Here is a 25,489-nt window from a genome sequence, read left to right as displayed (position 1 = left end):
TGAGCAGCCTGTCGACCTGCCACAGAGTCGGGAGACACGGGATGAGCCTCTTCAATCCTCAATCAAGAGTGTTCAGATAACCAACAATTTCGATCATGGATTATTACCATTCGTAATATGATACTGATACTAATACTGATATTGTTCTATCAATTCAATTGATTTTTGAGTATTCACGAGCATCCTCAGCCGCGGCGACAACAGATTCGACGGTTGCCTTCGAGGAGGATGCCTCGACAGTTGCATTGAGCGCTCCCTCGAGCACAGGTGCGTCCGCAATATGGACTGTATTATCTATTGTAACCATCTCGATTGCTAACTCAGCATTCATGACTGCGCTGCCAAGATCAACAAGAAGAACGACGTCGTCTATTTCACCTTGAGTTGGATTGTCATCTCCATCTATACTTCCGGCTTCAGTATTATTCTCCTGCGTGCGATGATCATCATTTACACCTGCAGCCTCGGTGATTGCCTCAGCAATCGCATTTGGATCTGTCCCGATTCCTCCATCAACATCACCACCGGCAACGACGAGGCGAGTATCACTACTCCCCATCTCGACAGCGATGTCGCGGATTCCCTTCGCTGCGCGCGGACTATGTGATATAACAACAACTCCGACCATTATTTCTGTTCGGCGTCAGTCGCTTCAGCATCATCTGCACTTTCATCTGTTTCTGAGACGTTCTCAGCAACTGCTTCAACCGCAGTCTCGCCCTCAAGATGTGTTTCAGCGACGGCGAGTAGTTCCTCAAGAATATATAGTGTACTGGTTGCCCCAGGGTCTTGATGACCGACAGAGCGCCATCCAAGAAATGATGCACGCCCTTTCATTGCCTTTAGTGGCACAGTGTATTCAACACCTCGCTCGGCTGCATCAACTGCTTTGGCGAGTGCAGTCAGTGGTGGTAACTCATCCTCTTCAATCGATTTCTTATATGTGTGGACTGCAGGAGTGAGCGTATCGACCATCGTCTTATCGCCAACCGTTGCATCCCCCCGGTCTTTCACTTTTGCAAGATATGCCTCCGCAAACGCAACAGATGACTCAGCCGTAATCCCGTCGGTAAGCTCTTGACTTGCTGTCAGAAGTGTTCCCCCGTACAATGGACCTGAGGCTCCACCAACGTTACTGATGAGCGTTGTTCCGACTTCCTTAACAATCGCATCAATCGGCTCATCCTCTATTTCTTCAAGTTCCTCACGGACTGAACTAAACCCTCGTGTAAGATTCGCACCGTGATCAGCATCCCCAATTGCTGAGTCTAGCTCAGTGAGGTGATCTTGTTCGGATTCAATACGGTCTGCAACCGCGTTTATTGCCTCAAGAACAACTGGTCGCTGTCGTTCATGAATATCCTCACTCATCATCGCCAGCCCGTGTCAGTGCTGGTGTGTCAGCGGGCGCAGCAAACAACTCTTTGAGTTCATCATCAACCGTGCAAACGGTAACAGAGCACCCACGCATGTCGAGTGATGTCATATAATCGCCAACCATCGTTTCCCACGTATCAAGCTCATGCGCTTCAAGCGTCGACTGGACGGCATTGTTCACAATGAATAACTCCGATAGTGGGGTCCCGCCCATCCCATTGACAATCACCGCAACCTCTGTGCCAGCCGCAGGATCAAGATCGTCAAGCACGTTCTCTGTGAGATGTGTCCCTACCTCTTCAGCACTGAGCTGATCAGTTCGCTCTGTCCCAGGTTCACCATGAATTCCAATCCCAAGTTCAATCTCATCCTCACCAAGATCAAATGTCTCCTCACCTTTTGCCGGGGTCACACAGGACGTAAGCGCCATACCCATTGTCCCAACATTATCAATTACCTTCTCACCGACGGCAGCGACCTCTTCAAGTGACCCTCCTGCGGCTGCCTTTGCCCCAACAGCCTTGTGGACGAATATTGTTCCACACACTCCTCGTCTCCCACTTGTATAGAGTGAGTCCTCGACGGCAACATCATCATCGACGACAATCTGTTCGACGGTGACGTCCTCAATTTCAGCCATCTCAGCGGCTGTATCGAAATTCATCACATCGCCCTCATAATTCTTGACAACGCAGAGAACACCCTCACCTGTATCACAGGCTTGTGCTAATGTATCCAATTCATCAGCGGTTGGTGAGGTAAACACTTCCCCGGCTGCTGCTCCATCAAGCATTCCATCGCCAATGTATCCTGCATGAGTCGGCTCATGACCACTTCCTCCACCGGTCACAATCCCGACTTTGTCATCAATCAGGCTATCTCGTGTCAGCACCTTTGTATCATCAACGCGGGTCAATCTTTCAGGATATGCTGAGACCATCCCATCAAGCATCTCATCGACATAATTATCAGGGTCATTAATGAGCTTCTGCATAACGTATACAACACTACATTGCAGTGTATAAAAACGTTCGCGGGGAATCACTCACTATTTCACTATTTCCCAGATAGCCTCTCTCCCAAAATCAAAACCTCAAACCTCAAACCCTGAGATAAATTCAGTCGCCAAACACGCAGGACATTCAACATGAAATAACGTAACTATCGAGGTGAAGTACCACGGGCGCGGTGGCCCGTGGCTTCGCCGTGGTCTCTGGCGGGAAGCCAGCGAAACGACCGGTGGCGAATTTTAATTCCGCCCGCGCTCGTCTCTGGCGAGACTCGCGTGGAACCAGTAACACCCGAACACACCAAAAGTGCCACCGCAACAGAGGTCGTCTGTTGCTACCGTGGCGGGCGTGTCCGTGGGCGTCCGCCCCTTCACATGGGCGCGACATAGACCCGGCGCACCGCGTCTTACCCCAAAATGGGTGCGCGGGTTTTGCGAGGCCGATAACGTGGGTTCCAAATTGTAGTAGGGCGTCCCGACAATTAAAAAAATGGGACGCAGCCGAGCGTACGAGCTTCACCCCCGCCCACGGTGGGGCGGGGAACTCGCGCTGCTTTTCGTTTAGATTACGACTGATCAGATAGCTGTGCTTTGAGCGGGGCAACACCGATTGTTACGGTAACGCCTTCGACATCCCATTCCTCAATGAGTGCTTGTCCGTTCTCACTTGCGCGATCAATATTATCGACAAATGCGTTTGTTCGTGTCTCTGTTGCGACGACGTCGCGTTGTTGGGCAACAAGGTCAGCCACCCGGTCGTCGGCAACATCGACTGCTGTTTGAATTTCGGTATCGACATCAAGCGCCAGTTCCTTTCGCATCTGCTGGATTCGACGGATGACATCCCGTGCATATCCCTCCGCCTCAATCGATTCGGTCAGTGATGTGTCGACATACACTGTTCCACCATCGAAATCCGCAGCCGAAATATACGCTGGTGGCTCAGCATCGAAGGTTATCATCTCATCTGTAATCTCATACTGCTCGCCATCAATTGTCACACCTTCTGTGAGTATCTCGCGTGACCCACCCTCAATAGCGTCCATCACACGCTGTGCGTCTGCTCCGAACTCCGGACCAATGACACTCATCTCCGGTTGTGCACGCTCAATCAGTTCATCAAACTGTGTGACCGTCTCAATCGCTTCTGTGTTGACGCGGTCTGCAAGTAATCCAGATAATGACTCAACTGCATCAGCAATCGAGTCATCCTCGGCTTCGACAATCACCCGTGGGACAGGCCATCGAAGTTTGCGCCCACCCTGTTGGCGTGCGTTTGCCGCTGCTTCCTCAACATCTCTGAGTACCGCCATCTCGGATTCGAGTGTTTCATTCTGCCATTCTGGGTCAACGCTCGGGTATGAAAGTGCGTGTACTGTTGTTTCTGACCCATTCAGGTGTTGATACATCTGCTCTGTGAGATATGGTGCAATCGGTGCAAGCAGCCGAATTGTCTCATCTAACACCGTGCTCAGGGTTGCATACGCCCCACGTTTTGATGCCGAATCCTCATCTGCCCACATCCGCTCACGAATTGCCTTGATATAAAACCGTGAGACGTCACCAGTAATGAATTCGAGGATCGTATTAACGGCGGTGTCAATCTCATACTCTTCCCATGCAGCTCGTGTTGTTGCTTTGACTGACTGTAATCGTGAAAGCACCCATTCATCAACAATATTCATTGATCCCTCAGACAGGTCAGCCGTAGCAGGATCATATCCATCAAGATCCATGTATGGGAGTGGGAATCGGAAGACATTCCAGAAAATGTTCAATGTCGATTGCATCTCACCAAGCCCATTCCACTCGAATGAGAGATCAACACCCTGTTGATCATGACTTAACAGATATGCTCGAAGTGGGTCCCGACCAGCACGGTCAATTGCCTCCTCAGGCGTGACAATATTCCCACGCGATTTTGACATTTTCCGACCGTTCTCATCATTCGCGAAGCCATGCATCATCACCTCCTCATATGGTACTTGTCCCGTTGCAGCGGTGCCCATGCCGAGTTGTGACCAAAACCACCCACGTGTCTGATCGTGTGCCTCAACGATGAAATCTGCTGGCCACAATTCATCGTATGCATCCGTCTCACCCGGATAATCGATTGTCCCCCATGATGCAACTGAGGAATCAATCCACACGTCGAAGACGTCCGGAACGCGCTCATATCTGGTCCCGTTCTCGGTGATTGTCAGCGGATCAACTGCTGGTCGATGAAGATCAATCTCTGCAGGATTAACATCTTGATCTGCACGTTCGGCTAACTCCTCACGAGTCCCGATGACAATCCAATCATCTGACGTGCTGCTATCCCCAGTATCAGTATCAGTATCGTCGACAGACTCCCAGATAGGCAATGGAATCCCCCAATACCGTTGTCGAGAGACATTCCAATCTGGGGCGTCTGCGACGAAATCACGGAAGCGATTATCCCGTGCCCATTGTGGATACCACTCTGAGTCGTTGATATTATCGAGTAATTCGTCTTTGATATCGGTAACTGTAATGAACCATTGATCAGTCGCAAGGAAAATAATGTCTGTATCACAGCGCCAACAGTGTCCGTAGCGATGTTCATGCGTTCCCGATGATAATAACACACCTTCCTCATCGAGATCATCAATAATTTCATCATTTGCATCGCGAACGAACGTCCCAGTGTACTGACCGGCTGCCTCGGTGAACTCACCACGGCCATCAACCGGCACGAACGTTTCAAGATCGAGTTCCTGCCCACGTGCGAAGTCCTCTTGTCCATGCCCTGGTGCAGAGTGAACGAGTCCTGTGCGGTCAGCCTCAACATACTCAGCTGTATATACCTCGCCAGCACCCGCAAAATCAGCGTATGTCTGGACTTGATCTGCGAGCGGGTGGTCATATTCCAAGCCTGTGAGTTCATCACCGCTATATTCCTCGACAACAGTGTAATCGTCATATCGACCCTGCTTTAGCACATCCTCAACGCAGGATTCAGCAATGTAGAGTACCTCTGAATCATCACCTTGTTCTGCACGAACAGCCTGATATGTTAGATCTTTATCAACTGCGACAAATGTATTTGCTGGAATCGTCCATGGTGTCGTCGTCCAGATAACAAGACTTCCCTCTTTATTCGAGAGTGGGAATCGAACATAAATCGAGGGGGAGGTAATCTCATCATATTCAACTTCATTTGCTGCAATCGCAGTTTGACATCGCGGACAATAACTCACAGAGCGTTTGCCACGCTCAACCAGTCCCCGGTCATCGACCTGTTGAAACGCCCACCATGCTGCTTCCATATACTCTGGTGAGAGTGTTTCATATGGATTATCCCAATCCATCCAGACACCAATCGACTGGAAGTCCTCGTCCATTGCTTTGCGATTATCAACAGCAAAGCGCTTGCACTCCTCAATAAAGGACTCCATCCCGTATTCTTCGATATCTCGCTTGGTCTCAAAGCCAAGTTCCTCTTCAACCTTGACTTCAATCGGGAGTCCATGCATATCATAACCTGGTCGGTCAGTAACATGATGTCCGGTCATCCGTTTATATCGGATAATCGCATCTTTGAGCGTCTTATTCCAGGCTGTTCCCAGATGCATCTGCCCAGATGTATATGGCGGACCATCAACAAAGAAGAAGGACGGATCATCAGCGTGTGCTTCTTTCGTCGCTTCATATGCGTTTGTGTCGTCCCAGTACGTCTCAATAGCGGTTTCGACATCCGCCGGTGTGTACTGGTCGTCGACTTCGTCCATACAAAATGATGCTGACGGACGTATATCAGTTCTCTGTAATTCGACGCCCGGATGAACACATACGACCGCTTTTTTTGATGAACCCTCTCGTTAATTTTGGCTGAGTGATATATTCTCACCAACGTGATTGATATTGGTGATTGGAGTCTGAAAGGATATGGTCCATACTCAGAAATACAGATTATCCTCGAATGAGGCCTCACTCGATATCTACTGAGTAAGATCGAGACGCATCCTTGTTAGGAGAAATCTGGAAGATCCTCCGGGGCTTCATACTCTGACTCCCACGTGATGTATTCATCTTTGAGCACTTCACAGGTCAGTTGTCCAAGTTCGGTCAATCCAGCGTTAATACTTGAGATTGTTTTCCAAGAGTTAATGTCAGGATGAATGTCACGTTCTTTCCAATCTTCAGGAAGTCCAGGGGCGTGATAGCCGACTCTATCTGCGAAATCGTCCCAGAAGAAATCAAACTGTGAAAGTAACTCTATATCAAGCACAATCCGCCATTCGTCCTCGGTAAGGGATGTATCAGATACCCACAATTCAAAGGCGTCCGCCCATGCGCCATCTTGAAGCAATTCACCAAGCTGTTTACGACGATAATCAGTATCGCCGACTACCTCAGCATCGTCATACTCATTCGGGTCAACGTTATCTGCTAGTGATGGTGGCGTCGGTGTTTCAACGGATAATGCCATATGCATATTTCTTGATACGGGAAAATAAGTCGTCGGTCAATATGGTCGTGATACCAACAGATGTGACTTCAGCATCTGACAGTTATTGAGTAGGGTCTAGACTACCCGATGGTCTCTGCGACGTATCTTTTCGGTTATTATATTCCGTCAGGATCAGACTCTGTGTCTACATCTGTGTCGATATCGGATTCATCATACTCATCAAACTCCGATGGGTCAACGATACCTTGTTCTTCATCACTCGCAGTCTCAAATCGGGATGGCGGCTCTCCAGCATAGTCTAACACATCATCAGAGACTTCGATTTGACACTCCGCACGCACGGCAAGCGCAATTGCATCACTGGGTCGTGCATCAAACACATGATGACGTGATTCACCGTCATCATACCGCTCGGTATCAATCTTCGCGTAAAATGTCCCATCAGCGATATCATCAATCCGCACACCGTCAAGAGCCCCGCCAAAGTCAGTGATCATCTGAATGAGTAGATCGTGTGTCAACGGTCGCTCAAACGGTTCGCCAGCCAATGCAAGTTTGATTGCCCGTGCCTGATCGGTTGTTACCGCAATTGGAAGGTATTCGTCCCTTGCAGCTAGAAGCACCGCTGATATTTCCTCACCATTAGCGTCGACGCCAACACCGACACCCGCTACATTCGCTGAATGATTCATATTTGAGTTAGCGGCTCAGAGTACGAATAACTGCGGGATAGTATTGCTGTTGTGAGTGATGAGTCACAAGAGATATAACCAATATGTACAAGCAGTCGAAGTGACTGCCCCGGGTAAGTTTACAGTTCGTAGTTATGATGAGTGACGTGTCTCAAATTACACATCGATATCAAAGCGATATCACGACATGAATACAATGCAACCTATGTCAATTCTATAGTGTAATTAATCATTACGTGTTGTCGCTTCGACAGGGGTAAATCCCAGCGTAAAATATATATCTGTAATAGAATGAGTCAGGAAGCGACCGACACTGGTCGCGTCCGCGTTGTCGGGACCGCACATGTTTCGGCTGAGAGTGCTGAAAAAGTACAATCAGTCATCGAGACCGAGCAACCGGACGTCGTTGCTGTCGAACTTGATGAGGGACGATATCGACAGTTGCGCGGCGATGAGCCGGATGATCTCGCAGCCGCTGATCTTCTCCGCGGCAATACTGTTTTTCAGTTTCTTGCGTATTGGATGTTATCGTACGTCCAAACTCGGCTTGGTGATCGGTTTGATGTCCAGCCTGGTGCTGATATGCTTGCAGCCATCGATGCAGCAGACGCAACTGGGACGGATATTGCACTTGTTGACCGTGATATCAACGAAACAATGCGACGCTTTTGGAATCGGATGACCCGGATTGAAAAAATCCAACTTATTGGAGGGCTCGCTGTCGGTGCTGGTAATGGGCTTGGCATTGGACTTGCAATAGGTGTTATTGCAGGTCTGTTCTTTGGTCCGCTCATTGCACTCTTCGGGAACACAATCGGAATTACGTCCGCGCTGTTGACTCGTGTCGCTGGCGGTGCATTACTCGCGCTCGCAACCGGCTCCGTGATCTGGATTGGTGCTGCGACTATTCTCTCTGCTGAGGATCGACTGCTTGCCGCTGTTGGTGGTGGAATTGCTGTTGGTGGGATTGCTGGCTTTGGACTTGGGATTGCTGAACCAATCACCACACAGTTAGGTCCACTTACTGTTCGAGTCATAGGAAGTGTTACACTCGGACTTACTGCAGGGATTATCGCTGGCACTCTGCTTGGAGAACTTACTGACATCTTTCGAACACAGCAGCCCGAAGAGAATATCGAGGAGTTCGATATGGCAGAAATGACAGACACTGATGTGGTGAGTGCAATGATGGCTGAGTTTCGACAGTTCTCGCCCGGTGGTGCAGAAGCTCTCATTGACGAACGGGACGCGTATATTGCGAATCGGCTCGTTGAACTTCGCGATCAGGGTCAGACTGTTGTTGCCGTTGTTGGTGCTGGTCATCGCGAGGGAATTGAGCGGTATCTCACACATCCAGGAACACTTCCTCCACAGGAATCACTGACCGGAACCCAGAGCGGACGCATCCCGTGGAGCAAACTTGTTGGTGGGAGTGTCTCCGCTATTGTAATTGGATTTTTCGTCCTTCTTGCGCTTTCATCTGCCGGGAACCAGACACTCTTACGATTATTTGCTGCTTGGTTTTTGATTAATGGTATCTTTGCTGCTGGACTTGCAAAAGCGGCGGGTGCACACTGGTCATCATCACTTGTCGGTGGTGCTATTGCATGGCTAACTTCAATTAACCCATTTCTTGCACCTGGGTGGTTCACTGGCTATGTTGAACTTCAACATGACCCGGTCAATGTCTCTGACATTAGCACTCTAAATGAACTTCTCTCCGATGAGGAACGTCCAATTGGTGCTCTTATCACTGAACTCCTTGAGGTACCCCTATTTCGCCTGATTATTGTCGTTGCAGCAACGAACATTGGAAGCATCGTTGCCTCGACGATATTTGTTGCATATCTACTCCCGTTATTTGCGCTTGATCTTGGCGGAGTCTCTGGTGTGGTTACTCTCTTAATCGAAGGGGCACGCAATGGTTGGCAGATTATCTGGACGAATATCACATAATTATTCGACTGTTTATCTACCGGTGGTCGTCACCCTGACCACTGTTCGGATAAAACTATACTCATGAGTGTAAGAACGCCTATACACATGTTGTGCTTTGAGTAAAAAATAAATCGCCGATAATTGACTTTCCCCTACTGTGAGATCAACTTATGTTATATTATATACATTTAACTACATCCAACAGCAATCATATGCCTCTTGATATCGGATTATACCGTATGGCACATTCTCGTTCATCGCCAGAAGTCTCGTTTAGCCGCCGGGAACTGCGCGACCTTGGTATTGCACTTATTGCATTGAGCGTCGCGTTTGCGATTTTCTTCGCTGGTGGTGGTGCACGCGCCCTTTCAGGAATCCTTAACCGCGGTGTCGTTATCCCGATTCTCGTCAGTCTATTGACCGCTGGACTCGGGTTTTTACTTCATGAGATTGCACACAAGGTTATTGCGGTTCGATTTGGGCAGTTAGCAGAGTTTCGTGCTGACTATGGGATGTTGTTTCTGGCAATTGTGAGTTCACTTGCAGGCTTTATATTTGCAGCACCAGGGGCTGTCCATCATCAGGGGCGTGTTACATCACGACAACATGGATTAATTGCACTTGCCGGACCGGTGACAAATGCTATTCTCACCGTGATTTTCGTCCCGATCTATCTGGCAGGTCTGACGCTTGATTCATCACTCATAATTCTCATCGGATCACGTGGGCTGATGATAAATCTCCTACTCGTGGCGTTCAACATGCTTCCGTTCGGTGCGCTTGACGGTCGAACCGTCTATCAGTGGAATCCGGTTATCTTCGCAGTTGTATTTATTCCTGCACTTTTATTGACGATTGGTGCATTTATCATCGGGTTTGGCTTCTGAACTACCCTTACTTGCTTGGATAACTGTCCGGGCTCCATCGACTCTTGATCATTATCAAATCGTATAATCTATCTCAATTATGTCTTGATACACTAATATCAGACGACATATATCCGGTTCTATCTGCGTTACACCGACACAAAACAACTTCAAGAATCAGATGGTTGATGATCGTGACCAATATATAACGCAATGATATTGAATGCAACAAGTGTAACAAATATGATTGTCTCGAAATTGTGTAATCCCCCAATCAATAATGGGAGATATCCAACTGGCAATATGATTGCACTCCAAAACATGGCGACCTTTGTGTGGCGCACGCCATGTCTACATGCTGCTTGAATCGTGGTCCGATTATTAGAGGGTTGGTCATTTGTGTAGGGGACATTCGACATGGGTAATTTCTATATGTACATATGTCGGGAAGCTACATATAACGTAACGAGCGTTTACTCATTTTGTAACGATTTAGATCGACGATGAAACGTTTTATCAATATTTTATGATGGGACGAGAGCACAGAAGACGTTTTATTAATTGTTTTCATACTTTCTTATCATATCGATAGAGTCCAAACTGACCCAATGATACCTTCGTTAGCATAATCTGATCCTCTAGTTGATTATCTCATACTGGTTAGTTCGAATAGTTCCACCGGCGATGTCGAATGACGCGGGTTCAGCGGCTCCCATCACCGATATGAATAATCACGGCGATAAAGACTTGCACTAATCACTATCAATTAATCACTCATGACAGCGCTGGCGAGGCGCAATCACAGGTCATACAAATCAATCACAATATAGAATGCGTCAAGACTGACTACACTTTTGTCTTATCACCGCGGGAATGTGCATATGAGCAATCCACCTGACGATACAGCGGAACGTAATACAGATATCAAGACAAATGCATCCGAGGAAGACTCTGATGAACTCACCTACGCTGCCGCAGGTGTTGATATCGAGGCAAGCGAAGCAGCGACCGCAGCACTCATTGATGCTGTTGGTGAGTCCGCTGGTGATTATGCCGGGCTGATCGACATTGGTGATCGATATCTCGCACTCGCGACTGATGGTGTTGGGACGAAATTGCTCGTTGCAGCAGCGATGAGTGAATATTCAACAATCGGAATTGATTGCATCGCGATGAATGTCAATGATCTTGTTGCTGCCGGCGTTCGACCGGTTGCATTCGTTGATTATCTCGCTATTGACGATCCTGATGAAAACCTTACAGAGCAAATTGGCGTTGGACTCGATACAGGCGCTGACATTGCGGATATTACGCTCATTGGTGGTGAAACAGCTGTCTTACCAGAAGTGGTTGATGGATTTGACCTTGCAGGCACATGTGCCGGGCTGACACCGAAAGACGGTGTGTTCACCGAGACAGCCAATCCTGGCGATGCACTGGTTGGGTTTGCGTCATCAGGAATCCACTCAAATGGACTTACACTCGCTCGAACAGCCATCACCCGTGAATACGAATATACGGCTCCCTGTCCATTCGACGAGTATGAGACACTGGGTGCAGCACTTCTTGAACCAACACGGATTTACACAGATCTGTTAGACCCAATGCATGCTCATGATGTGCGTACTGCTGCACACATCACCGGTGGTGGGTTGAGAAATCTTGAACGATTGGGGTCACATCGTTACGTGATTGACGATCCGTTTGAGACACCACCTATTTTTGAGTTTGTTCAGTCGGCTGGCAATGTCTCTGATAGTGAAATGTATCAAACATTTAATATGGGTACTGGATTCGTGTGCGCTATGTCTCCCGAGAACGCTGAGATGCTGGCAGAAGCAACAGAAGGGAAGATAATTGGGCAGGTTGACACTGGTGAGGGTGTCAGTATTCGTGGGCTTGAACTATGATTACGCAGAAATTTCACTTACTATCCTTCTAATGCAGAGAGATATTGGATATTCAAAATAATGGACACACTCCCGCTGTGCATTTCGACATGTCGGTGATAACTGAACGCTGCTGAACTGCACATGACCGTCACGAGAACCGCTCACCACAGACAGAATTAGACTCGAGCGGCGACATCCGCGTCAGTGATAATACCGACTGTCTCACCGCCTTTGACAACAAGCACTGCTGCGTCACGGTCGAGCGCAGAATCAATCTCTTCCAGCATTGCTGTTGGTTCCACGGTCGTCACTGATTCACGCATTACCTCAGCAACTGGAAGTGTTCCAACTCTATCAGCCTGCCCTGGAGCATGCCGAATATCGCTATTCGAGATCATTCCTACTGGTCGACCATCACGAATAACGGGTACTTGTGAGAATCCCTCCTCAAGCATTGTATCGCGTGCCATCTCGACTGACTCGTCTGGTGCAACACTAATTACATTCGTATTCATCAGATCATCTGCACGAATAACTTCTCCCTCAGCTTCATCAAGTGCATTAACAATCCGTCTCAGTGTCGATAATCGCGGGTCGACATCACCGCCCTCAATCCGAGCAATCAGAGGCTGTGAAACACCTGCCATCTTGGCGAGTGAGCTCTGTGTTAACTCAAGTTCATCTCGGCGTTGTTTGAGGTCTTCTCTTGTCGGGAGTTCCATGTGTGTCATTACCTGAAGTTATACGAAAGTGTTTCGGGCAAGTATCTAACAATAAATATACCAATTAACATTGATCGGATAATATCACTTCATAGATACTTACTACTCATTCATAGAGCTCATTATCGCTAGTTGTCCACTCTACCGATAACCGCAGCCGCGAAAGTAAGACTTCACGTCCGGAAGACGTCGAAACAAGACAAAGACGCCAACAGCTGTCTCAGTGACCTAAACAGATATCGAGTTTACTACTTGTCTCTACTGAGCTCTGTGTTGAAGCCGCAATTCAGATACAGCTGTCGCTGGTCGCCAGCCTCGCTTCGCCCGAAGCGAGGCGGCTTACCCGAGTCCGTGTTCGTGCCCTGCTGGTAGTCCCTGGCCGTTCGTCTGGTGTTCATCTTTCCAGCCGAGCTCATCGTCCAGCACCTCTTCGACCCCATGGAGAAACGCGTTGTTGAACGTGAAATCGGTCGGAAGTGCTCGCCCGCCACGCCGTGGTCGGGCGAGCACTGCCCACTGCAACACAACCCACAACTGCTCCAGCAGGAACCCAGCGCCCACGTAGAACAGCCGAATCGTCGTCGATGGTGTTGTTGTCAGAGCACGCGCTTTCCGGAATGTCTCGTAGCTCTTCTCAATCTGTGCCCGGTGGTTGTAGACCTGCGCCACTTGCCGCGGCGTTCGGTCTTCCAGACCGTACGCCGCGTATCCTGTCTGTTTGAGCCCTGACTTCCCGCGATCTCCGTTTTGATACGTGACGTTGACCGCCAGTGGATACGTTTGTTCGTGCTCTTTCCCTTCGCAGATTATCTCCTCAGTCATGTACGAGGAACCCGTTGTGAGCTTCTCTTCGAGGGTTTCTTTCCCGGTTCTCACCGGAAAGACCGGCGGTGCTGCCTCACGGAGAACGCCGATTAACTCGCCACAGAAGGCGTCTCTGTCCATGAGAATCTGATCGATCTCGAACGGATAAGTCTCAACGCGGGCGAGCACGCGCTCGACCGCGTCGGCCTTGCTATCTTTGCCATCAACCGGTTCAACCGCCAGCGTCAGCGGCTTCCCCTGTGCAAGAACAAACGCTGTACAGTAGCGGTGACACTTTGTAGTGCCGTCGCGGGCACTCATCCGCCGGAATTCGTCTTCATCGTCTGGACAACCGTGGAATGGGTTGTTCATGAAGTCGATGCAGATGGTTCTCGACCCGTCGCGGTCGAGAACCGTCATAGCTACCAGCGCGAGAATGTCGTTGACAGCATCAAGCATTGTCTCTTTTTCCAGCGTGTGGAGCCAATCCATCACTGTCTCCCGGTTTGGTGTGTCCTCAGTGCTGGTTGTGACACCGTTGACCGATGTCTGGTCAACAGCAGCTCGTAAAACGACTTCCATGATCTGGTCGGAATCGAGGCCGGAGCCCTCGATTCCTTCCATGGGTATCAACTCAAGCAACTCCATGCTAAGAGATTTCAGCTGGCTGTTCGAAATGAACTCGTCCGGATCGGTGAGGATTCGTTTGAGCTTTGGTAGGTTCACGTCACCCACATCCGGGCAGCGGATGAATCAGCTTCCTGATTCACCCGCTTCATCTGGCACTATATGTCAGCGACGGCATCACTGAGACAGAGTGGACAACTAGCGATTATACGCATCACAGTTCACTCCGCGGGTGAACGTATGCCGGTCCAGAGTACATCTGGATTAATAATCTTCTGGAAGATCATCAGGTATCATCATCTTCTGTCTCGACACAATCAATTACGGATAATGGGACATCTCTCAGTGCGCCACCAACCTCACTTTTTGCAATTCGAGAGGCATGCTTCTCACCATCGGCGTTGAACACTGTAATCTCTAATAATAGTCCAACAAGCGCTGTATCCGCAGCAATAAATGCCGAGTCAAATGGCTCACCACAAGCCGGACATGGTGTTGCCCCCACCTCAACCTCGACATATTCCTTATCTCGATCATTGAGCCGCTTTCCCGCTTCGCTGACAGCAACACCAATAGCGTCATCAATATCATTCACGTCGCGAACGAGCCATGCGGCTTCCATCGCGACAAGATAATTAGTCATACGAATTCATACCACCCAAGACTATCGTGTCTTCCGGTTCAAGAGCGCTATCTAGCAATGGCAATGCCCGCCCATATCATCACTCCTGTGTCGAATGACCCCACAAACGGGTTATCTCTGATTCAAACACGTTGTTAGCCGACTTCGAGTTCGCCGCGGATGCCATCGAGGACCCACTCATAACTTATGAGAATTACTCACAAAACGCCAGTGTTTGTGTCTAAATTTATGATGGTGATAATATATGTGATCTATATAACCGATATCAAGCAAACCAACAGACGGCGACGACCATGTTCGCTCCCCAGAATGAGTATATTTATATACTGGAGTTACCGGTTGCCACTAGGACGATGATGACAGATTTGCGGCGGGCGAGTGCGTTTGTGTGCTATCAAATAACGGTGATGATTGGTATTGTAGCGCTACCGTTTGCGCTCCTTGCACAGCGATTCGGTCTGACGCTCCCTATTGGACGGGTTGTTGATACCGCAGCACAGACTTATGAAGAAACTGCCGATCAGGACGAATAACCATAACCGTGAACTGAGTGAGCACAACTCCCGATCCAATAAATATTGTATGCGTATCGGATCGATGCCTACTATGTCATATTCTCACGTGTTGAACTGTCCCTGTCCCACACGCTCATTACCAATACTATTCATAGCGAGAGGATAATAAATTTGAGATCATTGATTCATCTATTCCACACGGTATCATTGCTTCACTCACATATAATCACAGAAGGGTGGCATTTATCACCGGCGGGCAATAAACAAAATCAATGCGTACGCCCATGAATAATGATATCTCTGGACGACCAGACTCTCTGAATGGTGACCGCAGTGACGTTTTTTCACCGGAACTTGGTGAGTTCCCGAACGCTGATGACCGCGCTAATGATATCGGCGATATGGAAACAAAAACTGGAACGACAACGGTCGGACTCAAGACCCAGGATGGTACTGTCCTCGCAACAGATATGCGTGCGAGTCTTGGTCGAATGGTTTCATCAAAGGATGTCCAGAAGGTCGAAGAAATTCACCCAACTGGTGCATTGACAATTGCTGGATCAGTCTCAGCCGCACAATCATTGATTAGTTCGATCCGAGCAGAGGTTCGACTATATGAGGCACGACGTGGTGAAGACATGAGTATGGAAGCACTCTCGACTCTTCTTGGAAACTTCCTTCGCTCAGGTGGCTTCTTTATTGTGCAACCTATTCTCGGTGGCGTTGACGATGATGGACCACATATCTACAGCATCGACCCTGCTGGGTCAATCATTGAAGAGGAGTATACGGTTACTGGGTCAGGAAGTCAGTACGCACTTGGTGTTCTCGAACAACAATATAACGAAGATCTGTCGATTGAAGAGGCAAAAACAGTCGCTGCGCGTTCAATTGAAAGTGCTGTTGAGCGTGACCTTGCCTCTGGAAATGGAATTAATGTCTGTGTCGTTACAGAAGATGGTGTTGAGATCACGCAGCACGAGGACTTCGAAGAGCTTGTTTAAATTGAGAGTTGCCGCTTAATTATTGCAATTGTCGTGAGTATTCACGTTTTGACATTTTGATATTCTCGTCTGTTCCTCATACGATACTCAGATAGTATTACTATTATTGTGAAGCATCTTGGGGTCAAGCCCTGTGGCATCCGGCTTGTAACTCTGTGAAATAATATTCAGATACCGATTCTCGGATTTTCTCAGTGCATCTACTGATAGTGATTAGTGCAAGTTTTTATTACCGTGATTATTTGTGTCGGTGATAGGAACCGCTGAACCCGCGTCATTCGACACCGCCGGTGAAACTATTCGAAGTGATCAATATGAGATCCTACGCATAGGATCATTCCCACGCGAGGAATGATTCATCAAGAAGCGTTTCTCGTTGTTCTTTTATATATGCTCGCTGCATTTCCGCGACGGCAGCAGCGAAGTCTGTCCCATCAGTCAGATGATTACGAACCTGGGTAACCTTCCAACTTGCCGGTGTCATTTGTGTCTTGACACGGTGTCGTAACGGTTCAACATACGTCTCTGCAGTTGATTTAGAGCAACCACTGGCGGTCAATCCATCAATCGCGTGTGCAAAAATATCATCATAAATCGCTTCTTGATCAATTGTTTCGACACCATCATTGCATATCCATCGTTGTCGGCTGTCAAGCCCAGATCGCATCGCAGCATAGAAATTCTCGTGTGCAGTTGACCAACTTTGATTGACGACAGGATGTTCTCGCCGTGGAAGACTCTTCATCAAGCCAGCGAATGTTGCTTGGAATGCCATTGAATCACGAACTGTTGGTTGTGCGGGGAGTGGACGGAACTCAATGCGAGCATTTGCCGAGGACCGTGATGCACCGTCAAATACAGGGCGTATCCATCGCCAGTACGTCCCATGCTTTCGTCGCAGTGTGGCGAAGTTATCATCAAAACGGTCACCTCGAGGGACTGGCATCGGAACAATCGTTGCATCGTCTGCTACCCGATCGACTGCATCTTCGACTGTATTAAGATCCTGTGGAAACCGGACTTTCTCCGCATCAGCCGTGTTCAAAACCGACTCAAAGACATGAATCCGGTTTTCGGCATGACCATCAGCAAGAATCTGCTGTGCACCAACATCGTCGTATAGGTCTGGTGGAAAAAATGGTGAGTTGACCCCGAGGGCAAGCAGTGGTCCGGCGATGCGAAGAGCGTAATTAAAATATGTTGGTAAGTCAGCGGCGTGTGCAACCTGGAAGTGTGGTTGGATTGAACTGATTAGGGACTCCGGCATAACCGTATCAGCTGGAAGTGACACATGTGGCGCATCAAGCATCACAGTATCTGGAACTCGCGGACCATTCGCCATTGCATGATACCGTACCGACCCGCTCATATTCGTTGCAATTCGAACACCATCGTCATCGACACTGTTTGTGAGATACTCTTCTGCTGTCTCACCTGCTGGTGGAATAGTCCACAGCCCATCGCTAACCAGTCGGATCCCTTCAGCACTTGTGCACTGCAGTGCTGCGCGAAGTTGTGCACGAACTTCTGATTCTTGCGCACGCAATCCACTTGCATTCAGTGGTTGTGGATTTGTCGTCATTTCCGCGTTATGTAATCCAAGTTCTTTCTCAAATCCAACGTGCTCAAGCAAACGCCGTGGAACACGCATCAATCCATAAACATCACCATCATTAGAGGCTGCCCACCGACCATCAGCGACTGCATAAAATTCGTACTCCAATCCAATGATAGCTTGATGATTGTCAAAGGTGCCTGCTGCAAGTTCATCCTTTACAACGTCCGCATCTGCCAGTGCGCGATCGTTGAAGCCCTCTGCATCGACGGCAAGGGCGTCGCGAACCTCCGCCGCCAACTCATCGGTCATACGCCATGATGGACGACCCGATGGCTTGAATCCGGTGGATTTAATCTGACATATTAGTATCAATCAAAGAGAATATCACTCCGAACACTCGCTCAGATTGACTTTACTTGTTTTCTCCGGGATCAGATCATCTGTTAGTATGCCAATTTTGATATCATAAGTCGCCGCACTCTTTTAGAATCAGTGGTAAGTATATATTAATGCAGTTTGATGATTTTGCTAATCATGTTATTACGATTGAGGCTGAATCTGCAGATCTAGAGATTACTTCACTTGTTAGTAAATTATTAACAACGGCTGGAAACATGGATGACAAAACGCTCAGTATTGTTGTTCGGTTTATTAAAGGAACGGTGTTTCCTGCATGGTCATCACAAACCCTCGATATTGGACCCGCGTTGTTACATACGACGATTGCTCAGGCTGCTGGACCGAATGTTGACTCAGCAGATGTTGAAAATCGCCTTGCAGAGTATGGCGAGATTGGGGCTGTCGCAGCGAGTTATGATCTGAACGGGCAGCAGGGATTGTCTGCATTTACTCCATCGACGCCAGATTCGCTAACCGTCGGTCACGTCGATAAAACGCTTCGTGCAGTTGCATCAGCAAGTGGTGATGGGAGCGAAAGCCGTCGTCGTAATCTGCTTTTCGGATTGTTCTCTCAGGCCTCATCATCAGAAGCTCGCGTTCTTGCACGACTCATCCTCGGTGAAATGCGAATTGGTGTTGGAACTGGAACTGTTCGTGATGCAATTATCTCAGGGTTTATCGAACCAGCGGCAGATGCCGATAAGAAAACACTAGAATCTCGTGAAGATGCCGAATCAGTGCCTCCTGCGTCCCAACCGGAGATGACTAATAAAATCAGCGGTGACACAAGCCCGAATACGTCTGAGAGTGTACAAACTAAAGAAAGCGACCCTGATACGTCTTCTAATGTAGATCCATCTGCAGTTGTTGAACGTGCGTTGCAGGTATCAAATGATTATGGCATGGTTGCTACTATTGCACGAAACCAGGGGCAAGCAGGACTTATAGATATCAGTCTTGAAGTCGGGCGACCAATCCAGGCAATGCTTGCACAAGCAGCCGACGGTGTTGATGCTGTTGATACGTGGGATGCGGTGGCTATTGAGACGAAATTTGACGGAGCACGAGTACAGATACACACAGATGGCGAGTCAGTCTCGTTGTATTCACGCAATATGGAGGATGTTACTGATCCGCTTCCCGAGATTGTTGAGTTTATTTCTCAGAAAGTTACCGTTCCAGCTATTCTTGATGCTGAGGTCGTCGCGGTAAGCGATGATGATGACCCATTGGCATTTCAGGAGGTCCTTCGTCGATTTCGGCGAAAATACGATATTGATGCAATGCGTGAGTCTGTCAATCTCAACGTATATGTGTTTGATTGTCTCCATATCGATGACGCTGATTTACTTGATATACCACTCCGTGAACGACGGGAGAGACTTCGTGAGTTATTCAATACGACTGATGCCCTCTCACCATTCCAACTCACAACTGACCCCAATGTAATTGCGCAAGCACGGAGCAAAGCCCTTTCAAATGGACATGAGGGTGTCATGCTGAAAGATCCTGACTCAACATACAACCCAGGATCCCGTGGACAACACTGGCTTAAACACAAACCCGATGTTGAAACACTTGATCTTGTTGTTACCGGTGCCGAGTGGGGCGAAGGTCGGCGTGCAAATGTGTTTGGAACGTTTGTTGTTTCTGCACGAACAACAGCAGATGAACAGCAATTTAATTCACTCGGGAAAGTTGCAACAGGACTCACAGATGACCAACTTACAACCCTAACTGAGCAATTGCGCCCACATGTTCGCTCAGAAGATGGACAGACCGTCATGATTGAACCCGCAATTGTTGTTGAAGTTGGATATGAGGAGATTCAACGCTCACCGACGTATGACTCTGGATTTGCCCTCCGGTTTCCGCGTGTTGTTGGAATCCGACATGACAAAGCAATCAGCGACGTTGATTCACTTTCTCGAATCAAACATCTCACCACAGGCGAGTCACCTGATTAGTGATACGAAGAATTACTTCAGCGCCCTTTCACCTCAAGCATAACCCCACTAATCTTTTTCATCGTATCATCTGATATTTTATATTGCTATGACCCACGGATTGGAATCACTCAATGAAATGTGTCGAAATATCAATATATTTACTTTAATTGGAGTCTCCAGAGAACTTTTTACAACAGTTTCTTGAATACATATCATGACTGTTCGTATCGAATCTCTCAGTATATCATGGCTTGGATATGCAACCGTTCGAATTGAGAGTGCAGATGGCTTTGTGACATATATTGACCCAGGTCGGTATGGCGTTCTTGACAATTACTACGCTCATGACGGCGATCTCGTGGTTGTTACTCATAACCATCATTATGATTCCGATGCTATCAATCAGGTCGCCGATGAAACGGCAACCATTGTTGCATTCGAGGGCATCAAAACAGAGCAAATCGATCGCGACGTCACAGCCGTTTCAAATCTGTCATACGACACAATCCGCATTGATGCTGAATCTCATTGTGTCGTTGGTCCAGTTGACATCTGGAGTCTTCCAGCATATAATGACCCAGATGGACCGACCGCAGAAGCAGATGGCTCTGTTGTGCATCCACGTGGGCTTGGCTGTGGATATCGACTTTCAATAAATAACCTCTCGATTTTTTGGCCTGGTGATTCAGATGTGTTGACTGGATTTCAGCGATTGCCGGTTGATGTTTTCTTAGCGAATATCGGTGGAAGCGTAGTTATGAACCGCCATGCAGCAGCATCCCTTACCGCTGCGCTTGATCCTCAACTGACAATTCCAATCCACTACGACACGATTGACTTACTCAGCACTGACGCCGATGCATTTGTTATTGATGTCGCACAACAAAACTGCCCAGTTGTTATTGAAGATCCGAATGAGCGACCCACGTAAGACTCGAAACATAAGTATGGTTAATATTTTGATTTCAATTGAATATCACTGCAATATCCAAAATAATAACATCGCACCATTCAGCCATTCACGTCTATCAAATCAGACGAATCAGTCAGCGTCCCGGGTGAACTCGACAAGATGATTTACGCTTCCATTCGCACCAATCGTGGCTGCGTCTTGTAGTGCGGTTTGAACAAACTCTACGCCATCTGATACAGCCGTTTCGATATCAACATCATGAGCAAGCCCAGCGGCAATCGCACTTGCAAGTGTACATCCTGACCCATGGGTGTGAGCTGTCTCAACGCGGTCACCGGTGATCGTAAGTTGTGTTCCTGCATCCGCACCAATGAGTATATCCTGGACGGTATTTTCATCAGTTTCTATATGACCGCCCTTGAATAATACCGCATCAACACCCCAATCAAAAAACTGCTCAGCCGCACGTTCACGCGCCTCAACAGTATCAGGCCATACACCAGTGAGTGCTTCTGTCTCATCGGCATTTGGTGTGAGGAGGGTTGCATGTGAAAATAGATCAGTGTATACATCAATCGCATTCTCTGCAAGCAGTCGATCCCCCGATGTTGCTACCATTACGGGATCAATGACAACTGGTCCATCATATTCCATGAGACAATCATCAACGGTCTCAATGGCTTCAGCAGTAGCTAACATCCCAAGTTTAATCGCATCAATGTCGATATCCTCAGCGACCGACTCAAACTGTGTGCGAATTTCTGCAGGCGGGAGAACATGTGTTGAATCAACACCTTGTGTATTCTGTGCTGTTGTTGATACAACGACAGACCCGCCATACACGCCGAATCGAGTCATTGTTTTTAGATCTGCTTGAATCCCCGCTCCTCCACTAGAATCACTGGAGGCGATTGTGAGTGCGTACGGTAGTTCTGTGGTCGTTTCGTTCATATGGTATATATCGTTATTTCACCGCATTATATTATCTGGCGTTGTATCAACACTATGCTACATTACACTGCATTACATTACACTGCATTGCATCGCGTTTGAGTAGAATATTGAGTAAGAGCGTCTCCCTATGTATGTAATAGTATTCAGATTATGATTCTCATCTGTTCTGCATACCGTATCGAAACTACAGAGATTTGTTCATTTGGCTTCTGCAAGCACACGATTAACCCGGTTATCAATATCAACAGCAGCTATCATCTCAGGGTCGGTTCCAGCTGCAGCATCAAGAACTGTTGTCTCATAGCTCGCCGGACCAGCATACTCGCCAAACTCACCATTCGCTGCAGCTTCGCCCGCAAGCCCAAATGCAACTGTCCCCGTCAGCGCGGCTGTTAATGGGTCATCTAACCCACCACAAAATGCAGCGATTGTTCCACCAAGCATACACCCCGTTCCAACGAGAGTTCCGAGCATTTCATCACCGACATTCAACTCAAATGCTGTTTCCGCTGTCGCGACAATATCAGTTACTCCTGAAGAAACGACAACCGCTTCTGTATGTTGAGCACACGCAATCGCTGTCTCGGCAGCATCGGGATGTTCACCAACCGATTCAACACCCCGAACCTCAGCATCCTCGCCGACTAACGCTGCGACTTCACCACGATTTCCATTGATGACATCAATATCGAGAGTAGTACTTAATCGCTCTGCAACCCGTGATCGGGTCGCTGTCGCGCCAGCTCCAACTGGATCAAGAACCAATCCTGCATCGTGCTCAGAGGCTGCTTGTCCCGCGGTCATCATCGCCTCCTCACCCGTTTCACTCACTGTTCCCATATTCAAGAGACACGCCTCTGCAGCGTTAACCATCTCATCAAGCTCTCTTACGTCATCCGACATGACCGGCAGCCCGCCCCAGTGTAAGATGATATTTGCAACCTGATTTACTGTTACGTCGTTCGTAATGGCATTCACGAGTGGCGTTGTCTGACCGAGTTGTCTCAGCGCAGCCTGGGTAGTCGTATTCGTTTCTTCGACAAGTGTTGTGGTATCTTCGTTCATTATGCTGATGGCTCCTCACTAGGCAATTGGCTCTCTACACTGGCTGTATCGACCGATTCTTGTAGCTTTCGCGTCGCTGCAGCCGGATCATCGGCAGTCGTAATCGCAGAAACAACTGCGACACCATCCGCGCCTGCTCGTATGACCTCCGTCGTGTTCGATGGGGTAATCCCACCGATTCCGATAACTGGGATGGAGACTGCATCTGTAATTGCGGTCACAGTTTTCGGACCTATCTCGGCGCTTTCAGCTGTGACGTCTTTTGTTCCTGTTGGATACACAGCCCCAACCCCAAGATAATCTGCGCCGATATCTTCAGCTCTCTGAGCTGCTGCTGGTGTTGAGACTGACCGTCCGATGATCGCGTCCTGACCAAGAACTTCTCGGGCAGCCGTGACTGGAAGATCATCATCGCCGAGATGAACGCCATCAGCATTAACGGCAGCAGCAAGATCTACGCGGTCGTTCACAAGAAACGTCACCCCCGCCTGGGCAGTTTGCGTACGAACTGTCTGACCGATCTCATACCGCCTCCGAGCAGTTGTCTCCTTTTCACGTAACTGCACAATATCAATCCCTCCGTCAATAGCCGCCTCAACAATCTCGGTTGTTGATCGCCCGGCTGAGCGGTCCTCCTGTGTGACAAGATATGTTTGCATCGACGTATTCATTCGTAATATTATATATTCATATCTCAGTCAAAAAAGCTGTTGAACAGTTCTTTATTTTGTCTTCTGATTTCAGTCGTTTCGCTCGTCAATACTCAATTTCGCGTTTGTGTGCGACTACAACTTAGTATAAAAACATCATATTACGTCGAATAGATACAAAGCTGTTCTCAAGAAATAACCTGCATGATATATCGATTAATTACTGAAGCGATATTTTGATTCCTTTTGAGTGTATGATCATATAACTCCCATATCGTCAAGTCGCTCTGGGAGATATGTCTCAGTTACAAAATCAAGTCCACGAGACGCAAGTGACTGTTGTTCGGCCTTCTTTTCAATGTCTAATTGTAATTCTATTTGTTCAGTCCAATACTCTGACTGGAATCGTGGGTCTTCAAGTTCGGACTCAAGTGCATTCACATCAGAGTCCGCAAGTGGATCCGTTGGAAGTTCGTATTCGACAATGTCAGTCGGTTGAATCCCAATAAATCGCGCTTCTGGTGTCGCAAGATACTCTGAGAGATGCGCGGACTTAATCGACCCATATGCGACTGATCCATAAATCCGGTATGACCATGGGTCACCATCAGTAAACACGACAACTGGAACACTCAGTTCATCATGCAGTCGCTTTGTAATTCGTCGTGTTGCCCGTGCAGGTTGACCCTTCAAATGCACAATGAGACAGTTGTACATGTCATCAAATCCATTTTCAATTAATCGGTCACGCATTCCACCAGTTTCGACACAGAGGACAAAATCAATGTCATGATCAAGAAAGTCAATTGTGTCTGGATTATTCGGGATCTGATATCCGCCCTCACCGACATCCTCTTGACAATGAATTGCTCGCTCACCCCGACGGGTCTGTTCGCGCAACTCGAGTGGTCCCATCAGTGTTGCACCGGACTCTTCAGGTCGCATATGAAAGTCCTCACGCGTTACCTTTGAGACAATCTCAAGATCTTCAACAAGCTGATTTGATTCATCCTGGTCAGAGAACTGTGCCTCTTTATTATCCCATGATTCAGAAAGATAATACAACTCACGAAGCGTCGATGACCTATCTTCTTCAAGTTGGTCAACGAGAAATTCAATTGTATATGCCGCTTTGAGCAATTTTCTGGCTCCACGAACGCTATTTGCAGACCGCGTCGAGGTGCGATCCCCATATACCCACACTTCTGAATCCTCATCAAAGACGATATTCGTCTTTGTCCGCGTTGGAATTTCCATCGCTGGAATATCTCCGCTATCGAATTGATCATAAAACTCTGCTGCGAGGTCGATGAGCCGCTCCTGCGCGAGCTCCTCGTCTTGTTTTGTACTCATAATAGATTCCTTTGTCTTATTTCTGGTTTACTGATGATTAATATCACGTTTACGACATAGACACATTACATTTCTCCTTGTCGGTATCCTGCATCTGTGATATCGATACTGTCTGATGCAGATG

Annotated in this window: 23 protein-coding genes; 8 read left to right on the top strand and 15 right to left on the bottom strand. The window is 48.1% G+C overall.

Annotated features, from left to right (window positions below; translation table 11 throughout):
• Positions 1 to 154: 154 nt before the first annotated feature.
• Genes HQRW_RS08925 through dhaK form a run of 3 tightly spaced genes read right to left on the bottom strand, consistent with a single transcriptional unit; the run spans position 155 to position 2,371 of the window.
• Positions 155 to 628 (bottom strand): PTS-dependent dihydroxyacetone kinase phosphotransferase subunit DhaM, encoded by a 474-nt coding sequence (locus tag HQRW_RS08925; protein WP_014556331.1) that lies wholly within the window; start codon positions 626 to 628, stop codon positions 155 to 157.
• Entirely contained in the window at positions 628 to 1,371 is a 744-nt protein-coding gene (gene dhaL / locus HQRW_RS08920; protein ID WP_014556330.1) for a dihydroxyacetone kinase subunit DhaL, read from the bottom strand. Before dhaL ends, HQRW_RS08925 begins: the two co-directional genes overlap by 1 nt.
• Positions 1,364 to 2,371 (bottom strand): dihydroxyacetone kinase subunit DhaK, encoded by a 1,008-nt coding sequence (dhaK, locus tag HQRW_RS08915; protein WP_014556329.1) that lies wholly within the window; start codon positions 2,369 to 2,371, stop codon positions 1,364 to 1,366. Before dhaK ends, dhaL begins: the two co-directional genes overlap by 8 nt.
• A 201-nt stretch (positions 2,372 to 2,572) precedes the next feature.
• Here dhaK and HQRW_RS15575 point away from each other — a divergent pair, with 201 nt between their 5' ends.
• Positions 2,573 to 2,776, top strand: coding sequence for a hypothetical protein (locus HQRW_RS15575; RefSeq protein WP_149031543.1), 204 nt, complete (start codon positions 2,573 to 2,575; stop codon positions 2,774 to 2,776).
• 176 nt (positions 2,777 to 2,952) lie between these two features.
• On the opposite strand, the gene ileS is transcribed toward HQRW_RS15575, so the two are convergent.
• From ileS to HQRW_RS08900, 3 genes are all read right to left on the bottom strand, one after another.
• Positions 2,953 to 6,138: an isoleucine--tRNA ligase gene (ileS, locus tag HQRW_RS08910; RefSeq protein ID WP_014556328.1), complete on the bottom strand. Its 3,186-nt coding sequence runs from the start codon at positions 6,136 to 6,138 to the stop codon at positions 2,953 to 2,955.
• Between the two features lie 239 nt (positions 6,139 to 6,377).
• Positions 6,378 to 6,839 carry a hypothetical protein gene (locus HQRW_RS08905; RefSeq protein WP_014556327.1) on the bottom strand — a complete coding sequence of 154 codons (462 nt, stop codon included), beginning with the start codon at positions 6,837 to 6,839 and terminating at the stop codon, positions 6,378 to 6,380.
• A gap of 137 nt (positions 6,840 to 6,976) precedes the next feature.
• Positions 6,977 to 7,513, bottom strand: coding sequence for a bifunctional nuclease family protein (locus HQRW_RS08900; RefSeq protein WP_014556326.1), 537 nt, complete (start codon positions 7,511 to 7,513; stop codon positions 6,977 to 6,979).
• A 291-nt stretch (positions 7,514 to 7,804) separates the two neighbouring features.
• On the opposite strand from HQRW_RS08900, the gene HQRW_RS08895 reads away from it, so the two are divergent.
• Complete coding sequence (locus tag HQRW_RS08895; RefSeq protein WP_014556325.1) at positions 7,805 to 9,469, top strand: TraB/GumN family protein; 1,665 nt, start codon at positions 7,805 to 7,807, stop codon at positions 9,467 to 9,469.
• Positions 9,470 to 9,663: 194 nt separating this feature from the next.
• Complete coding sequence (locus tag HQRW_RS08890; protein WP_014556324.1) at positions 9,664 to 10,338, top strand: zinc metalloprotease; 675 nt, start codon at positions 9,664 to 9,666, stop codon at positions 10,336 to 10,338.
• A gap of 149 nt (positions 10,339 to 10,487) precedes the next feature.
• Here the strand turns inward: HQRW_RS08890 and HQRW_RS08885 are convergent, their stop codons facing one another.
• On the bottom strand, positions 10,488 to 10,736 hold the full coding sequence (locus HQRW_RS08885) for a hypothetical protein (RefSeq protein WP_014556323.1): 249 nt from the start codon (positions 10,734 to 10,736) through the stop codon (positions 10,488 to 10,490).
• Positions 10,737 to 11,198: 462 nt separating this feature from the next.
• Between HQRW_RS08885 and purM the strand changes: the two genes are divergently transcribed.
• On the top strand, positions 11,199 to 12,227 hold the full coding sequence (purM, locus tag HQRW_RS08880; RefSeq protein ID WP_014556322.1) for a phosphoribosylformylglycinamidine cyclo-ligase: 1,029 nt from the start codon (positions 11,199 to 11,201) through the stop codon (positions 12,225 to 12,227).
• Between the two features lie 158 nt (positions 12,228 to 12,385).
• Here purM and HQRW_RS08875 read toward each other — a convergent pair whose 3' ends face one another.
• The 3 genes from HQRW_RS08875 to HQRW_RS08865 all read right to left on the bottom strand — a co-directional run bounded on the left by HQRW_RS08875 (position 12,386) and on the right by HQRW_RS08865 (position 15,005).
• Positions 12,386 to 12,931, bottom strand: a complete 546-nt coding sequence (locus HQRW_RS08875; protein WP_011571891.1) for a CBS domain-containing protein — start codon at positions 12,929 to 12,931, stop codon at positions 12,386 to 12,388.
• 339 nt (positions 12,932 to 13,270) lie between these two features.
• On the bottom strand, positions 13,271 to 14,470 hold the full coding sequence (locus HQRW_RS08870; RefSeq protein WP_014556321.1) for an ISH3-like element ISHwa12 family transposase: 1,200 nt from the start codon (positions 14,468 to 14,470) through the stop codon (positions 13,271 to 13,273).
• A 178-nt stretch (positions 14,471 to 14,648) separates the two neighbouring features.
• Complete coding sequence (locus HQRW_RS08865) at positions 14,649 to 15,005, bottom strand: DUF555 domain-containing protein (RefSeq protein WP_011571890.1); 357 nt, start codon at positions 15,003 to 15,005, stop codon at positions 14,649 to 14,651.
• A gap of 353 nt (positions 15,006 to 15,358) precedes the next feature.
• Between HQRW_RS08865 and HQRW_RS08860 the strand changes: the two genes are divergently transcribed.
• Both HQRW_RS08860 and psmB read left to right on the top strand, forming a co-directional pair.
• On the top strand, positions 15,359 to 15,538 hold the full coding sequence (locus HQRW_RS08860) for a hypothetical protein (RefSeq protein WP_048066789.1): 180 nt from the start codon (positions 15,359 to 15,361) through the stop codon (positions 15,536 to 15,538).
• A gap of 254 nt (positions 15,539 to 15,792) precedes the next feature.
• A complete protein-coding gene (gene psmB, locus HQRW_RS08855) occupies positions 15,793 to 16,524 on the top strand; it encodes an archaeal proteasome endopeptidase complex subunit beta (protein ID WP_011571888.1) in 732 nt (243 codons plus the stop codon).
• A gap of 334 nt (positions 16,525 to 16,858) precedes the next feature.
• Here psmB and HQRW_RS08850 read toward each other — a convergent pair whose 3' ends face one another.
• Positions 16,859 to 18,391, bottom strand: coding sequence for a hypothetical protein (locus HQRW_RS08850; protein ID WP_014556320.1), 1,533 nt, complete (start codon positions 18,389 to 18,391; stop codon positions 16,859 to 16,861).
• A gap of 200 nt (positions 18,392 to 18,591) precedes the next feature.
• Here HQRW_RS08850 and HQRW_RS08845 point away from each other — a divergent pair, with 200 nt between their 5' ends.
• Complete coding sequence (locus HQRW_RS08845; RefSeq protein WP_014556319.1) at positions 18,592 to 20,448, top strand: ATP-dependent DNA ligase; 1,857 nt, start codon at positions 18,592 to 18,594, stop codon at positions 20,446 to 20,448.
• 196 nt (positions 20,449 to 20,644) lie between these two features.
• A complete protein-coding gene (locus HQRW_RS08840; protein ID WP_014556318.1) occupies positions 20,645 to 21,361 on the top strand; it encodes an MBL fold metallo-hydrolase in 717 nt (238 codons plus the stop codon).
• A 111-nt stretch (positions 21,362 to 21,472) separates the two neighbouring features.
• On the opposite strand, the gene thiD is transcribed toward HQRW_RS08840, so the two are convergent.
• From thiD to HQRW_RS08820, 4 genes are all read right to left on the bottom strand, one after another.
• On the bottom strand, positions 21,473 to 22,294 hold the full coding sequence (gene thiD / locus HQRW_RS08835) for a bifunctional hydroxymethylpyrimidine kinase/phosphomethylpyrimidine kinase (RefSeq protein ID WP_014556317.1): 822 nt from the start codon (positions 22,292 to 22,294) through the stop codon (positions 21,473 to 21,475).
• A 201-nt stretch (positions 22,295 to 22,495) separates the two neighbouring features.
• The gene (thiM, locus tag HQRW_RS08830) at positions 22,496 to 23,362 is read right to left on the bottom strand and encodes a hydroxyethylthiazole kinase (protein ID WP_014556316.1); all 867 of its coding nucleotides are present in this window, start codon (positions 23,360 to 23,362) and stop codon (positions 22,496 to 22,498) included.
• On the bottom strand, positions 23,362 to 24,033 hold the full coding sequence (thiE, locus tag HQRW_RS08825) for a thiamine phosphate synthase (RefSeq protein WP_014556315.1): 672 nt from the start codon (positions 24,031 to 24,033) through the stop codon (positions 23,362 to 23,364). Before thiE ends, thiM begins: the two co-directional genes overlap by 1 nt.
• Positions 24,034 to 24,270: 237 nt before the next feature.
• On the bottom strand, positions 24,271 to 25,365 hold the full coding sequence (locus HQRW_RS08820) for a DNA topoisomerase IV subunit A (RefSeq protein WP_011571881.1): 1,095 nt from the start codon (positions 25,363 to 25,365) through the stop codon (positions 24,271 to 24,273).
• Positions 25,366 to 25,489: the final 124 nt, after the last annotated feature.

Source organism: Haloquadratum walsbyi C23, assembly GCF_000237865.1.
Classification (GTDB): Archaea; Halobacteriota; Halobacteria; order Halobacteriales; family Haloferacaceae; genus Haloquadratum; species Haloquadratum walsbyi.
This window is presented reverse-complemented; position numbering and strand designations above follow the sequence as displayed.